The 13,628-nt window shown below is 45.6% G+C and carries 15 protein-coding genes; 7 read left to right on the top strand and 8 right to left on the bottom strand.

The genetic code is table 11. The features are described 5' to 3' along the window. Positions 1–27 precede the first annotated feature (27 nt). From ACN083_RS06805 to rfbA, 4 genes are all read right to left on the bottom strand, one after another. Positions 28–324: a PqqD family protein gene (locus ACN083_RS06805; protein WP_419102080.1), complete on the bottom strand. Its 297-nt coding sequence runs from the start codon at positions 322–324 to the stop codon at positions 28–30. Beyond that, a complete protein-coding gene (locus ACN083_RS06810; protein WP_419102081.1) occupies positions 321–1,184 on the bottom strand; it encodes a nucleotidyltransferase family protein in 864 nt (287 codons plus the stop codon). The genes ACN083_RS06805 and ACN083_RS06810 overlap by 4 nt, the downstream gene beginning before the upstream one ends. A 140-nt stretch (positions 1,185–1,324) precedes the next feature. Continuing rightward, positions 1,325–2,734: a polysaccharide biosynthesis tyrosine autokinase gene (locus tag ACN083_RS06815; protein WP_419102082.1), complete on the bottom strand. Its 1,410-nt coding sequence runs from the start codon at positions 2,732–2,734 to the stop codon at positions 1,325–1,327. A gap of 166 nt (positions 2,735–2,900) precedes the next feature. Continuing rightward, positions 2,901–3,761: a glucose-1-phosphate thymidylyltransferase RfbA gene (rfbA, locus tag ACN083_RS06820; RefSeq protein WP_419102083.1), complete on the bottom strand. Its 861-nt coding sequence runs from the start codon at positions 3,759–3,761 to the stop codon at positions 2,901–2,903. Positions 3,762–3,844: 83 nt separating this feature from the next. On the opposite strand from rfbA, the gene rfbB reads away from it, so the two are divergent. The 7 genes from rfbB to ACN083_RS06855 all read left to right on the top strand — a co-directional run bounded on the left by rfbB (position 3,845) and on the right by ACN083_RS06855 (position 10,430). Beyond that, complete coding sequence (gene rfbB / locus ACN083_RS06825) at positions 3,845–4,843, top strand: dTDP-glucose 4,6-dehydratase (protein WP_419102084.1); 999 nt, start codon at positions 3,845–3,847, stop codon at positions 4,841–4,843. 3 nt (positions 4,844–4,846) lie between these two features. Then, a complete protein-coding gene (gene rfbD, locus ACN083_RS06830) occupies positions 4,847–6,271 on the top strand; it encodes a dTDP-4-dehydrorhamnose reductase (RefSeq protein ID WP_419102085.1) in 1,425 nt (474 codons plus the stop codon). 250 nt (positions 6,272–6,521) lie between these two features. Beyond that, positions 6,522–7,130, top strand: a complete 609-nt coding sequence (locus tag ACN083_RS06835) for a 50S ribosomal protein L25/general stress protein Ctc (protein ID WP_419102086.1) — start codon at positions 6,522–6,524, stop codon at positions 7,128–7,130. A gap of 125 nt (positions 7,131–7,255) precedes the next feature. Continuing rightward, a complete protein-coding gene (gene pth / locus ACN083_RS06840) occupies positions 7,256–7,849 on the top strand; it encodes an aminoacyl-tRNA hydrolase (protein ID WP_419102087.1) in 594 nt (197 codons plus the stop codon). 172 nt (positions 7,850–8,021) lie between these two features. Beyond that, entirely contained in the window at positions 8,022–9,323 is a 1,302-nt protein-coding gene (locus ACN083_RS06845) for a cysteine desulfurase (RefSeq protein WP_419102088.1), read from the top strand. Positions 9,324–9,348: 25 nt separating this feature from the next. Further along, entirely contained in the window at positions 9,349–9,801 is a 453-nt protein-coding gene (gene sufU / locus ACN083_RS06850; RefSeq protein WP_419102089.1) for a Fe-S cluster assembly sulfur transfer protein SufU, read from the top strand. A gap of 197 nt (positions 9,802–9,998) precedes the next feature. Continuing rightward, a complete protein-coding gene (locus tag ACN083_RS06855; protein ID WP_419102090.1) occupies positions 9,999–10,430 on the top strand; it encodes an adenylyltransferase/cytidyltransferase family protein in 432 nt (143 codons plus the stop codon). Positions 10,431–10,535: 105 nt separating this feature from the next. On the opposite strand, the gene ACN083_RS06860 is transcribed toward ACN083_RS06855, so the two are convergent. The 4 genes from ACN083_RS06860 to ACN083_RS06875 all read right to left on the bottom strand — a co-directional run bounded on the left by ACN083_RS06860 (position 10,536) and on the right by ACN083_RS06875 (position 13,627). Next, entirely contained in the window at positions 10,536–11,033 is a 498-nt protein-coding gene (locus ACN083_RS06860) for a DUF2505 domain-containing protein (protein ID WP_419102091.1), read from the bottom strand. Positions 11,034–11,190: 157 nt separating this feature from the next. Beyond that, a complete protein-coding gene (locus ACN083_RS06865) occupies positions 11,191–11,853 on the bottom strand; it encodes a glycosyltransferase (protein WP_419102092.1) in 663 nt (220 codons plus the stop codon). A 66-nt stretch (positions 11,854–11,919) separates the two neighbouring features. Further along, complete coding sequence (gene pssD / locus ACN083_RS06870) at positions 11,920–12,369, bottom strand: PssD/Cps14F family polysaccharide biosynthesis glycosyltransferase (RefSeq protein ID WP_419102093.1); 450 nt, start codon at positions 12,367–12,369, stop codon at positions 11,920–11,922. A gap of 28 nt (positions 12,370–12,397) precedes the next feature. Beyond that, positions 12,398–13,627 (bottom strand): Wzz/FepE/Etk N-terminal domain-containing protein, encoded by a 1,230-nt coding sequence (locus ACN083_RS06875; protein WP_419102094.1) that lies wholly within the window; start codon positions 13,625–13,627, stop codon positions 12,398–12,400. Between the last annotated feature and the right edge of the window lies 1 nt (position 13,628).

Consider the following 13,628-nt stretch of genomic DNA (forward strand, 5'->3'; position numbering starts at 1 on the left):
GAGAAACTCTCGTACCACTCTTTTCTACTAGCTGTTTTCTTTGAGATACCCTCTAGAAACAAAAGACTGGATAAAAGAGGCTACTTCGTCTTTAATATCTTCAACAGGTACTTGATAGATTTCACTCATGTCCTTCATTAATTCTTCTAAGGTCATGGGCTCTTCTAAAAGTATCCAGATTGCTGCGCTAGAACCTTCAAGAATCATAATTTCTGAAGTTCGTAAATCAGCAAGATAGACTGCGTAGAAGTCTTGATGTGTTTCAACCTCATGGTTAAGAACAAAAGCGCAAGAAGGAGAATGAGTATATCGTGGGGTGCTCATCGTTTTCTCCTGATAACTGTAAAACGTTCAAAAAACTTTTCTCGAAGTTCTTGGCGCGTTGGTTTTCTACCTAACGTCATCGCTAGATGATCTTCGTTAACTGTAACGATAGACTTGATAACCCTCCACTTATCACCGAACGTTCGAGCGCGTCGTAGACGAGCAGTCCACTGAAGAGCTGGTGTTGAATCCTCAGAAACAGACTTCCATAGGAGATAGTGGCGGTTATCTTTATGCGCTTCAATATTTCCTAGCGCAGTATCAAAAGCTAATAAAGAATCTAATTCTTTTGCTCGGTCACGTAATGCATCCCAATCGGAAGCGTCAAGAGAAGAATCTAGGAATGTTATATCAGGTTTAACTTTTGCAGAAGCTCGTGCACCATGTAGAACAACAATAAGCTGCATATCAATCAGAGAGGGGACAACGCATGGGTAATGCGCTATTTCTTTCACACGACGCTTTTCCCATAACTGGTCAAAAGCTCGTGTAGGGTTCTCATATCCAAGGCCTGGGAAATAACGGTGAATATCTGTTAACCCCCACGATGGGTGATAAAGAGTTTGTGCATGTTCGAAAATGGAACCTGTTTCAAAACGAGCTAGGGTCTGCCATCCCGCCTGATTCAAAATATAGATAAAACGTTCTACATGCGCAGGTCGCACCAACACATCAACGTCAGTGCTCGTTCTACCGGGGCGGTAAGCTTCTCGTTCGAAAGCATAACCTTTAATATGTAGGATATCGATACCGTTGAGATCAGCTAGATGCTGAAAATAAGCATGAGATAAGCGAATACGCACAGGTAAAGAAACCTGTTGCTCTATCGTCGAACTATTACTCTGAAAGTCATTGCTCAAAATTGATATCCCCTAAATCTATGCATTGACACTATTGTATCCCTAAAACTCTTGCTAGGTGGGGTAGAAAGTTCTTACCTCAAAAACGAAGGGGTGGTGTGGTATCTACGATGTACCACACCACCCCTTATAGCTCTGCGCTATTTTTTACGTTTGGTTTTTGACTTTTTGGTTTTCTCTTTATCAGAACCGTAGTAGGAAGTATACCCGCCATAGGTTCCTGCGTAGCCAAAGCCATAGTAAGAATTACCTAGACCGTTGAGCGGGGTACGGTTAATAACCGCACCTAAGAGGTTAGCTCCCACTTTTTTAAGCATCTTAGAGGACTCTTCAAGATGTTCCTTACGGGTTTTTCCAACCGTTGCAACAAGAAGCACGCCATCTACTGATGGGGCTAAGAGAGAAGCATCGGTAACGGGAAGAAGTGGAGGAACGTCAACGATAACCTTAAACTCTTTCGTAAGATCCTCAATGAGCTTGCTCATTTTATCTGACCCAAGAAGTTCAGAAGGATTAGGAGGAGTATGTCCTGCCGGTAAGACATGAAGGTTGGGGCTACCATGATACGGGCGGGTGGCTTCCGTCAGATTAATCTGGCCGGCAAGAACCTGGCTCAAACCGACTTTAGAATCGAGTTTAAACTTCTTCGCGATGGTTGGACGACGCAAGTCAGCATCGATGATGATGGTTGGCTCACCCGACTCAGCCAAAGAACGCGCCAGAGAAGTAGCTACGGTGGATTTACCTTCACCCGGTTCAGAAGAAGTCACAATAATAGAACGAGGTGGTTTATCAACGTTAACGAAGCGGAGGTTCGTACGTAGCTGACGAATCGCTTCTTGAGAAGCATGGTCGTCTTTGTTCGTTGTAACCTGATCTTCAGAAAGACTCTCAGTTTCTGGAAGCATACCCAAAATGCCGGATTCAGTGGCTTTAATGACGTCATTACGAGTACGAACTTTAACGTCTAGAGCACGGCGTAGGAAAATAATGGCAAAAACAATAACCAAACCAACTAGTGCCGCAATACCGACATTCTTTTTGGTGTCGGGGCTGATGGGAGCACCAGGAAGTGTTGCATCGTCAAGAGGGACAACGCGTACGGTGGTTGACCCTTCTAATTCATTGACTACTTTTGCTGTTGCTTCTAGGGAAGAGTTTGCTAATGCTTGCGCACTTTCAGGGCTGGTTGCTGTTGCGCGAACTCGGATAAGAGCAGATTCGCCTTCGAGAGAAGCTTGTAAGCTTCCACGAATCTGACCTTCAGAGAGTTTTAGGTCAGGGTTTTCTGCAAGAATCTGCTTTGCAACAGGTCCAGAAGATACCAATGCTAGATAAGAACGTGCCTTATCTTTTGCTGCTGAACTACCGGAAATTACATCGCCGATACCTTCAGACTGGCCAACGGTTACATAACCGGTGGCAGAAGAAGCATAGATTTTAGGTTGGAGGAGTGAATACCCCAGCCCTAAGAGGGCTCCGATGAGTGCGCCAATAACCAAGAGTTTTAAATTAACCCGGAGTAGACGCGCAAAATCAAGAATTGTCATGTTGTAAAACCTTCAAAAGGCGGAATGATTGTGGTGATAAAGATAGTTATAAGTCTCCGTCATTCTAACACTGGTCACTTTATCTACCCGAGTGAGTGATAGAAAACTCTCAAAGTAATTGCTTTCACGAGGCGGACAAAAGTGTGATGACGTAAGTACTTGAAAACTATTTCAGAAGATTAAGAAGGTACTGCCCGTATCCACTCTTTACTAAGGGCTGAGCTCGTCGAGCTAACTGCTCATTATCGAGGTATCCCATACGCCAAGCAATTTCTTCAGGGCAGCCGATGGATAGACCTTGACGTGCCTGAACAGTGCGAATAAAGCTTGTCGCATCTGCCAAAGAGTCGAATGTTCCGGTATCTAGCCAAGCCGTTCCTCGAGGAAGTACTTCTACTTGGAGTTTTCCTTGTTCAAGGTAGACCCTGTTCAAATCAGTAATTTCTAATTCTCCACGGGCAGAGGGCTTAATGCCTTTAGCGTATTCAACAACGTGATTATCGTAAAAATATAATCCCGGAATTGCATAATCGCTCTTTGGATGCTCTGGTTTCTCTTCAATCGAGAGTGCTTTGAAATCATCGTCAAATTCGACGACACCATACGCTCTAGGGTCTGCAACACGGTAACCAAATACCGCGGCTCCTTCGATATTGCTATATTTACGGAGCTGATTGCCTAGACCCGGCCCGTAGAAGATATTGTCGCCGAGTACCAGTGCCACACTATCGTTGCCGATGTGCTCTTCTCCTAGGAGGAATGCCTGAGCTAGACCATCGGGGGAGGGCTGCACTTTATAGGTGAATGAAACTCCAAACTGCGATCCGTCCCCAAGTAGACGCTGGAATTGTTCACTATCTTCTGGTGTTGTAATAATGAGGATATCTTGAATACCCGCCAACATTAAAGTTGAGAGCGGATAATAAATCATTGGTTTATCGTAAACAGGAGTGAGCTGCTTACTGATGCCGAGTGTGATGGGGTGGAGTCGACTACCGGTTCCCCCCGCTAAAATAATTCCCTTCATAGGATTTATTGTGTCATGAAAATCAATGAAATATTTGTTATTTGTGTAAACGCTACAAATAATACTTCCCGTACCATGTAACTATGGGAAAAATTCTTGTCACCGGCGGAGCCGGCTTTATCGGTTCAAATTTCGTACACCACCTTTTAGAGAACACTAACCACCACGTAACTGTGCTCGATATTATGAGCTACGCGGCTAATGAAAAATCTTTGGCAGGTCTAGACTCTTCACGTTTTGAACTTGTCAAAGGTGATATCGCAGACCGTGACGTGGTAGATCCACTCGTACAACAGGCAGATGCTGTCGTTCATTATGCGGCAGAATCACACAACGATAACTCGTTGAATGATCCCTCACCATTCATTCATACCAACCTCATTGGTACATATACTCTTCTTGAAGCGGTACGTGAGCACAAGACCCGTTACCACCATATTTCTACTGACGAAGTGTTCGGTGACCTCGAGCTTGATGACCCTCAAAAATTTACAGAACGTACCCCCTATAACCCTTCTTCTCCATATTCTTCAACAAAAGCAGGATCTGACTTATTGGTACGCGCGTGGGTTCGATCCTTCGGTATTGAAGCAACTATCTCTAACTGCTCCAATAACTACGGTCCCTATCAGCACATCGAAAAATTCATTCCGCGACAAATCACCAACATTCTCTCCGGAATCAAACCAAAGCTCTACGGAGAAGGTCTGAACGTGCGCGACTGGATTCATGCCTCAGACCATTCCTCTGCCGTGCTCACTATCCTCAACAAGGGAAAAATTGGGGAAACCTATCTCATTGGAGCCAACGGCGAAGAAAATAACATCACCGTACTACGCACTATTTTGCGTCTGATGGGTAAAGCAGAAGATGCATTCGAACATGTGGTCGACCGTCCAGGACACGATTTACGTTACGCTATCGACGGCACTCGTTTGCGTGAAGAACTTGGCTGGGAACCTCGCTTCACAGATTTTGAATCAGGACTTGCCGACACCATCCGTTGGTATGAAGAAAACCGAGACTGGTGGGAACCTCTCAAAGCTGAAGTTGAAGCAAAATACGCGAAAGCAGGTCAATAAAAGATGACTCATGATCTTGCCGTGCATGCCACCGACATCCCAGGGTTACTTATTATTGATCTTCCTGTTCACGGAGATAATCGAGGCTGGTTTAAAGAAAACTGGCAACGCGAAAAAATGGTGGCACTTGGACTACCTGATTTCGGTCCCGTACAAAACAACATCTCCTTTAACGCAAGTATCGGAACAACCCGCGGTATTCACGCTGAGCCATGGGATAAGTTTGTTTCAGTAGCTACCGGAAAAATCTTTGGTGCATGGGTAGATTTACGGGCTGGAGAATCTTTCGGAAAAGTCGTAACCGTTGAACTTGGACCCGATAAAGCGGTGTTTGTTCCTCGTGGTGTCGGAAACTCTTTCCAAACACTCGAAGACAACACCGCCTACACCTACGTAGTCAACGACCACTGGTCTGCTCAAGCTCAAGATGAATACTCTTTCTTGAACCTCGCCGATGAAACTGTTGCTATCAATTGGCCTATTCCTCTCGAACAGGCAGAACTTTCCGATAAAGACAAAAATCATCCACGCTTAGACGCTGTAGAGCCTGTCCAAGAAGCTCCTATTCTTGTGGTTGGAGCACAAGGACAGCTTGGTAAAGAGCTTGTGCGACAGCTTACCGAACGTCATATCCCGTATATCGCAGCAACTCGTGAAGAAATAGATATGTCTGCCCCAGCACAATGGGAAGCAGCATATCGTTGGCGTTCGTTGCGAGCCATCATTAATGCTTCAGCCTACACTGCTGTTGATAACGCACAGGTCGGTCAAGGCCGTACTGATGCATGGGCTGTTAACGCGACTGGAGTGAGCGCACTAGCTCAGATTGCTCGTGAAGCAAACATTCCGTTGGTGCACGTCTCAACTGACTACGTTTTCGATGGCAGTTTAGAACGTCCCGAAGAATACTCTGAAGATGCGCCAGTAGCGCCGTTGGGTGTATATGGACAATCCAAAGCTGCTGGAGAATGCGCAGTTAACGCTCTTAAAGCACATTATTTGGTGCGAACAAGTTGGGTCATCGGTGAAGGTAAAAACTTTGTGCTCACCATGCGTTCACTTGCAGAACGTGGAATAGACCCTGCCGTTGTTGCAGACCAGTATGGTAGACCAACTTTTACCGAAGACCTTGCTGGAGCATTATTACATCTACTCGAGACAAAAGCGCCTTACGGTACTTATCATGTGTCGAACACCGGCGAAGTTATCAGCTGGGCGCAACTAGCTCAAAATGTGTATGAAGCATGTGGACATGATCCTCAACGCGTGAGTGAAACAACCACTGCAGAATACTTTGCAGAAGCTGAGAACTACTCACCACGTCCTATGAACTCTGCAATGGACCTGTCAAAAATCATTGCTACTGGGTTTACTCCTCGCGACCATCAAGAAGCGCTCACAAAGTATCTTGACGGTTTACAGGACTAAAAACAGACGTTTGGGGTATTTGTGACTTCAGATACCCCAAACCTCCCCTTGCTTGAATACTATTAATCAGGCATAATTGAACGGTTGTCTCTTAGATATAAGAAGCATCATCACCTAAAAGCCAAGGCGGTGGAATATCTGCAGAATATTATGCAGGTAGGTCCGAACCCGACGGTGGCTGAACTGGAATCATATTCTGGCGTCAGTACACTGTATGGCGCAATAAATCCAGTTGAAAGGAGTATCTCTTATGTCAGATACCATCAAAATTTCCGCAACTCTTCGCGAAGGCTTCGGCAAAGGATACGCACGTCGTATCCGTATGGCAGGCGACATCCCTGGTGTAATCTACGGTCACGGTGAAGATCCCAAGCACGTTGTTCTTCCTGGTCACGCAACTACTCTTGCTGCACGTCAAGCAAACGCTATTCTTGCCCTTGACATTGAAGGCGAAGAAGTTCTTGCCATGATTAAAGACATCCAGCGTCACCCCATTCGTCCTGAACTTCAGCACATGGACCTTCTCATCGTTAAGCGCGGCGAGCGCGTCGAAATCGAGGTTCCTGTACAGGTTGAAGGCGAAGTTGCACAGGGCGCTGTTGCTAACCTCGAAGAAACTGTTCTTTTGGTTGAGGCAGACGCTTTGAAGTCTCCTGACGCTATCATCGTTGATATTGAAGGCCGTGAAGCAGGAAACCACGTTCTTGCCGGCGATATCAAGCTTCCTGCTGATGTAACTCTCGTTGCAGATGCTGAATTGCTTGTTGTTAACGTTTCTGAGCCTGAAGAACTCGACGTTCCTGAGCCTGAGACTGCAGAAGAAGCTGCCGAAGAAGCACCTGCTGAAGACGCAGAATAATCTTTTTCACCTTCTGAACTGATGAAGGTGACGACGACCCGCATACTATGATGGTGTGCGGGTCGTCGTTGTTTATGACTGATCTGTTGGCGAAGATTCGCGAAATAATAAATTAGAGGAAAATTATGAGTGACGTATGGCTGGTTGTTGGACTAGGCAACCCTGGAGCAGAATACGAACGTACCCGTCATAATATCGGGCAGATGGTCCTTGATGAGCTTGCTCAGAGCGTAGGCGGAAATTTCAAACGCCATAGTAAAGCGCGGGCAATGGTTCTTGAAGGACGGCTAGGTATTGGTGGTCCACGTGCTATTCTTGCTAAACCTTTGACGTATATGAACGTTTCTGGTGGGCCTGTAGGTCAGCTTTCACAATTTTATGGGGTATCTGCAGAAAATGTTGTGGTGGTTCACGATGAACTAGATATTCCGTTTGACACCATAAAGCTCAAACGCGGTGGTGGCGAAGGTGGGCATAACGGATTACGAGATATTACCAAAGTGTTAGGTACTAAAGATTATTACCGTGTACGTACCGGTATCGGGCGTCCTCCTGGGCGGATGAGTGTCTCGGATTTTGTTCTTAAACCTTTTAGTTCAAGTGAAGTGCAATCCTTGCCGTTTCTTATTGATCAGTCAGCGCAGGCGGTACATATGCTGTTATCAGACGGTCTTGTTGCTGCACAGCAGAAGTTTCATACTGTACCGGCATCTTCCTAAAATTACTGTATACGCAGTTTTTACACGGTGATAAGGTGCGGTTTCTGACTGTACGTTGAGCATCATTTTGTCACTGAAGAACACGCTATCAAAACATGGTGTTATGATGTGCTACACGGAGCATCATCGCTATATCGACTATCTGCCAGCAGACCCCTAGAGGAGAAAACTCGTGACGCACCCTTACGCCTTAGCTTCAGGAACTGTTTTGAACAATCAGACAGTGCAACAGTTACGCGAGGACTTTCCTCTTCTCAACACCGAGGTTAATGGGAAAAGGCTTGTGTATTTGGACTCTGGCGCTACAAGCCAGAACCCTTATCAGGTGATACAGAGTGAACAATCTTTTTACCAGCAGGCAAATTCTGCTGTTCACCGTGGGGCACATACTCTTGCGGTGGAATCGACAGAACTTTTTGAACAGGCGCGTACGGTTGTTGCAAGTTTTGTTGGTGCACAAGAGAACGAAATAGTATGGACAGCGAATGCTACAGAGGCGTTAAACCTCATCACATATTCTTTTGCGAATGCTTCAGCTGGTATCGGTGCCCCCGCTTCACAACCTTTTGCACTGTCTGAAGGCGATGAAATTGTTCTTACCGAACAAGAACACCACGCAAACTTAATTCCATGGCAGATACTTGCCCAAAAGACAGGGGCAACGCTACGTTGGATACCGCTTAACACAGACGGAACGCTCAACCTAGAAGAAGCCGAACGTCTCATCACAGACAAAACAAAAGTGCTGTCTTTTACGCATGTTTCTAACGTTCTTGGGTGCATTAATCCGGTAGAAACTTTGGTGTCTTTAGCACGTCAGGTGGGCGCTTTCGTTGTTCTTGATGCTTGTCAATCTGTTCCGCATATGCCAGTAAACTTTCACGAACTGGATGTTGATTTTGCGGCATTTTCTGGGCATAAGATGCTCGCCCCCACTGGCATTGGAGTTCTTTATGCAAAAGCAGAACTTCTTGCTGCGATGCCTCCTTTCTTGACCGGCGGTTCGATGATTACAAAAGTCACGATGACCGAAGCTGAGTTTATGGAGGCCCCTACTAAATTTGAAGCAGGCACTCAAAAAATTTCTCAAGCTATTGCTCTAGCTGAGGCTGTGCGTTACCTTCAAAATATTGGGATGGATCAAATTCATGCATGGGAGCATGAACTAGGGCAACGGCTCATCAACGGAATACATCATCTTGACGGCGTACGTGCTTTAGGCCCAGAACCTGGGCAGCCACGTGCAGGGCTAGTTGCTTTTCATGTGGAAGGAGTACACCCCCACGATGTTGGACAGCTACTTGATATGCAAGGTATCGCGGTACGAGTTGGCCATCATTGCGCTCAACCGCTACATCGTGCTTTAGGTCTTACCGCTTCTACCCGCGCATCAAGTTATCTTTACAATACAACTGAAGACATTGATATTTTTCTTGAAGAGCTTGCGCAGGTTCGTAGCTACTTTGGGTACTAAAATTTTCGCGTAGAAAGACAACTTTATGAGTTCATTAGATTCTCTATACCAGCAAATTATTCTTGACCACTCTAAACAACGTTTAGGGGAGGGGCTTACCGAAACCCACGGTCACCCTAGCGCCGATAACCATCAATATAACCCTACCTGTGGGGACGAGATTAACTTACGTGTTCGTCTAAGCGAGGATAAACAGCGTATTGAGAACATCTCTTGGGAAGGTGATGGTTGCTCTATTTCTATGGCTTCAGCTTCGGTGCTATCTGAGATGGCTCAAGGGCTGAGCCTTGAAGAGTTTAACGAGATGGTGGAACAATTCCGTCAACTACTACGTTCTCGTGGAACCATCGAACCAGATGAAGAAATCTTAGGGGACGCCGCAGCTTTTGCCGGTGTTTCTCGTTTTGTAGCACGTGTTAAATGCGCGATGCTTTCGTGGGTTGCTGCTGAAGAAGCGGCAAAAGAAGCTCAATCGTAGACAATATAAGAAGCTCCTTTTGAATTCGGTATAAGGCAGCTACCCTAACCGCACAGTTTTGGCTAGCCAACGCATAAAAGATTAGTTTTGTGGGCTGTTGTCCCTAAAACTATGCCTAAGAATAATAGGCGTTTCTTTGCGTGCCTGACGTACTCTTGAAAAGTCAAAACATCCATGACAAGAGTATTAGGGGATTTATGAACATCGGGTATGCTGCTGGCGCATTTGATCTTTTCCATGTAGGACATTTAAACATCCTCAGAGAAGCTAAAAAACACTGTGATTACTTGATCGCAGGAGTTGTATCAGATGAAATTCTAGAAATTACTAAAGGCCGGAAGCCCGTCATACCTTTAGCCGAACGTATGGAAATTGTCTCTCATATCGATTTTGTCGACCGCGTTCATGCCGAAGTCCTTGAAGACAAACTAGAGACTTGGAAAGACGTACGATATAACACGTTCTTCAAAGGCGATGACTGGAAAGGCACTCCACGTGGTATTGACCTAGAACAACGCTTCGCTCAAGTCGGCGTTGACGTTGTGTACTTCCCCTACACTGCTCATACCTCATCAACAAAACTCCGCCAAGTTCTCGACAAACTGATGGAAGCAGAACCACGTAACTAACTGCTCAACACAGAAAAGACGTTTTAAATACTGTGGGGGCTAAGAACCTAGGTTCTTAGCCCCCACAATATTTAATACTGAATTATAAAATCACTCAGAGATACCTTAGTTTTGAGCAACCCACTGCTCGACAAGAGAACCAAGCTTGGAAAGAACCTTACCCACATAAGGCTCCGCTGCAACAGCAATTTTCTTCCCCACAAGAGGAATTGAACAAGATACTTGACCCGATACCTCAATAACGGTCTTATCTGCTGAGGCCGTGAGCTTCTGTGTTGCACGTGCAGAAACAGGCATACCCGAAACTTTAATATCAGAACTAATCGTACGGCTACCGTCTGCACTGGGAGCAGAAACAGTATCAGACTGCGTCATCTGAAGTCCCTTAGAAACGAACTTCTGAGCAATATCAGGAACACGGTCAGCCGCAACAGAACGTTTGCTCACTGCAGAAAATGCGCCTGAGGTATCGCCCGAAACTTCGAGGCCTTCAAAACCAATACCCATTTTTTCACACACAAAACGTGCAAAATCTTCAGAAGCATACGCCTCAATCACTCGGTCGATAGGGGCATTAACCGTAGTTGTTTCTTGAATTGCCATGAGCTGTCCTTCCCAAAAGAGCGAATTGAAAAAAGATATTCTTATAACGACCGTAGCATCATAAAAACTCTTACTATAAAACTAACCGAAAAGTTCCTCCCAGCACGGTTACGTTCACCAGTTTTCGCTATAAAAAGAATGATGATGCCCTCATACGCTAGGGCTGGATAATACCGCGGAGTACCTGTCTCCAACGGCGAACAAATTTACGGATATCATGGGAAGCTTGTCCCTGACTCAACGAACCTAACTCTGCAGAAAGGTTCTCTGAGGCCTTATCCGCACCAGGGACACGACGGGACCCAAGATACTTCTGAGGGTGAGTTAACGCATCATCAATCTTCTGCGCAAGATCGCCTGCGTCTGTAGCAATAAAAGCCTCCCCATTATCTTCCATGACCTGTGAGAACTGAACCTGATGATTATCGACCACCTCATCAAACTCCGCAAGGCGTGGTACCGCAATAGGAATAACGCCAACCTCACGCGCATCAAGAATAGACCCAGGGCCTCCCTGAACGACAACCACTTTAGCTGCCTCATAAATCTTTAACAGCTCGGAGCGAGGCATCCTATCAACGTTCTTAGTCGCATGCTCGGTGCCCTCGGTAAACCCATGCTGACATAGACAAGTAACCGTTGGGTGGCTAAGAAGATACGACTCAATCCACTCAACAAGCCGGTCAAACTTGTGATAATCCGTACCTAAAGACACCACGATGTCATAGCTTAACGGCTGATTATTTAACTCAGCCGATACCTCAACAACAGAATCGGGCTGTTGAGGTGAGACAGTACCCATGTTCTGAGAATCGCTCATGTATCTCTCTTTTCACAAACGGAATAAATAAAAATGGTGAAAACATATTGCTAACGGGCATCACATCTACATAATTGCCCCGATATTAACCGACTCTGGAAAAGCCTTCTGCTGTTCTTCCCACTGGACTACAAATAAATCGCTCATGGGATAACATAAACGCGCACTCATCGTTGGCATAGTAATACGGTCATACGCTTCAATAAAAACAGTGCGTATTTTCAGAAGTTTTGCAACCGCAAAAAACGATACTGACACTGCAGCACCCGTGCTAATTACCACATCAGGTTTTTCCCGTCGCAAAGTCTTCCACGCAACTTTTAGATTACGAATAGCGTTAGGGATATTACGAGTCGTTGGAAAATACACCCAATCAATCGTTTCTCCCTCAAGAGCAGCTTTGACCTCAGGCAACTCAAAAGTTGCCCAAGTACGCTCATGTTCTTTCCAGAACTTATCCAGAGCAATCAGCTGTGCTAAATGCCCTCCAGCGCTCGCTACAAGTAGTACTTTCATGGTCAATCCTTACAAATGGACGGAAAAATTAGGAGGTCAAGAAGACATATAAGAAATGTGCATCTGCGATGTGTTCAGCAACGTTGACGAACTCTTCCAAATCGTTCACTGAAGTCTCAGGAGTAAGTACTACAACACAAGCACCCAGCACATCTGCTGCAGAAAGTACTTCTGAAAGTTCTGTTCCACGATCTGTGACTAAGATATTCGGAGTATCTGAAGGGGATAGCTTCTTCTGTGAAAGAACAGAAGCAGGGGAGTCAACGAACGTTAGTCCTTTATCCGCATAAGCTTGACGTAATGTTGCGGCAAAATCGTCAGAGGCACGTGGAACTGAGGAGTATAGAACTGCACCAGCAATATGAGCTTTATGGAAGTTACCGTTGATGACACCGATAGAACGGAATGCACGGCGAGTATCTTCGATATCTTGGGTATCGCGAATCATGAAGACTTCTTCTCCCAAAATATCTTCTGCACGGTCACGATAGTTCACCGTGCGTGCACGAGAATCCAGCACCCATGCAATGATGGCACCTAATAGAAGACCGGAGATGACGCCAACAAAGATGCATTTGATGAACCCTAGATTCGTAGGTTCCTGAGGAACTTTTGCTGAAGTAATAATACGACCAGCGTTAGTGTCAGTAATGCGTACTTGCGCTAGACGCTCTTCTAAAGCAGTGCGTGCGGCATCATTACCATTTTTGCCAAGAGCATTGATTTGTTTTTCAATTCCGGCAGCAACCGTGTTAACAGAATCTTGTAACGCATCAGAGCGTACTGCAAGATATGCCTGTGCGATAGCATTTGCATATTCTGCTGCATCTTGTGCAGAAGAAGCTGTTGCTTTGACATCAAAAATAGATGTGCCAGAGTGCGCAGAAACTTCAATAGATTGACGTAGCTCAGAAACTAAATCGTCGTGTGAAGAGCTTAAAGACTTTGCAGCGGCCTCTGCTACTTCACGAGAGCTTGCAACTGAAGCTTCTGTATTGATAGAAACATTACTGTGACTTGAAGAGCTGGGATTCGTGGATAGAGGATTAACTAAGACAGTTGCCGAAGCCTCATATTTGGGTGTTGCAACGAGCGCATATACTCCTGCAATAAAGACACATACGAGAACCGTTACACCGATAACCATCGGATGACGTACCATCTTTTTCAGCTGTGCTGATAATGAGACTGTACGGATTGTGCGGGCGTTAGCTCGGGGTGAATCGACAACTGTTCGACGAGAAGTATTTCTAGCCATG

It is taken from the genome of Rothia sp. CCM 9418 (assembly GCF_048512825.1).
Taxonomy (GTDB): Bacteria; Actinomycetota; Actinomycetes; order Actinomycetales; family Micrococcaceae; genus Rothia.

What these genes read in the sequence shown, in the direction of transcription:
- pth (WP_419102087.1), top strand. Translation starts at nt 7,256, where the DNA reads ATGAGTGACGTATGGCTGGTTGTTGGACTAGGCAACCCTGGAGCAGAA.
- ACN083_RS06860 (WP_419102091.1), bottom strand. Translation starts at nt 11,033, where the DNA reads ATGGCAATTCAAGAAACAACTACGGTTAATGCCCCTATCGACCGAGTG.
- ACN083_RS06875 (WP_419102094.1), bottom strand. Translation starts at nt 13,627, where the DNA reads ATGGCTAGAAATACTTCTCGTCGAACAGTTGTCGATTCACCCCGAGCT.
- rfbB (WP_419102084.1), top strand. Translation starts at nt 3,845, where the DNA reads ATGGGAAAAATTCTTGTCACCGGCGGAGCCGGCTTTATCGGTTCAAAT.
- sufU (WP_419102089.1), top strand. Translation starts at nt 9,349, where the DNA reads ATGAGTTCATTAGATTCTCTATACCAGCAAATTATTCTTGACCACTCT.
- ACN083_RS06865 (WP_419102092.1), bottom strand. Translation starts at nt 11,853, where the DNA reads ATGAGCGATTCTCAGAACATGGGTACTGTCTCACCTCAACAGCCCGAT.
- rfbA (WP_419102083.1), bottom strand. Translation starts at nt 3,761, where the DNA reads ATGAAGGGAATTATTTTAGCGGGGGGAACCGGTAGTCGACTCCACCCC.
- ACN083_RS06815 (WP_419102082.1), bottom strand. Translation starts at nt 2,734, where the DNA reads ATGACAATTCTTGATTTTGCGCGTCTACTCCGGGTTAATTTAAAACTC.
- pssD (WP_419102093.1), bottom strand. Translation starts at nt 12,369, where the DNA reads ATGAAAGTACTACTTGTAGCGAGCGCTGGAGGGCATTTAGCACAGCTG.
- rfbD (WP_419102085.1), top strand. Translation starts at nt 4,847, where the DNA reads ATGACTCATGATCTTGCCGTGCATGCCACCGACATCCCAGGGTTACTT.
- ACN083_RS06805 (WP_419102080.1), bottom strand. Translation starts at nt 324, where the DNA reads ATGAGCACCCCACGATATACTCATTCTCCTTCTTGCGCTTTTGTTCTT.
- ACN083_RS06855 (WP_419102090.1), top strand. Translation starts at nt 9,999, where the DNA reads ATGAACATCGGGTATGCTGCTGGCGCATTTGATCTTTTCCATGTAGGA.
- ACN083_RS06835 (WP_419102086.1), top strand. Translation starts at nt 6,522, where the DNA reads ATGTCAGATACCATCAAAATTTCCGCAACTCTTCGCGAAGGCTTCGGC.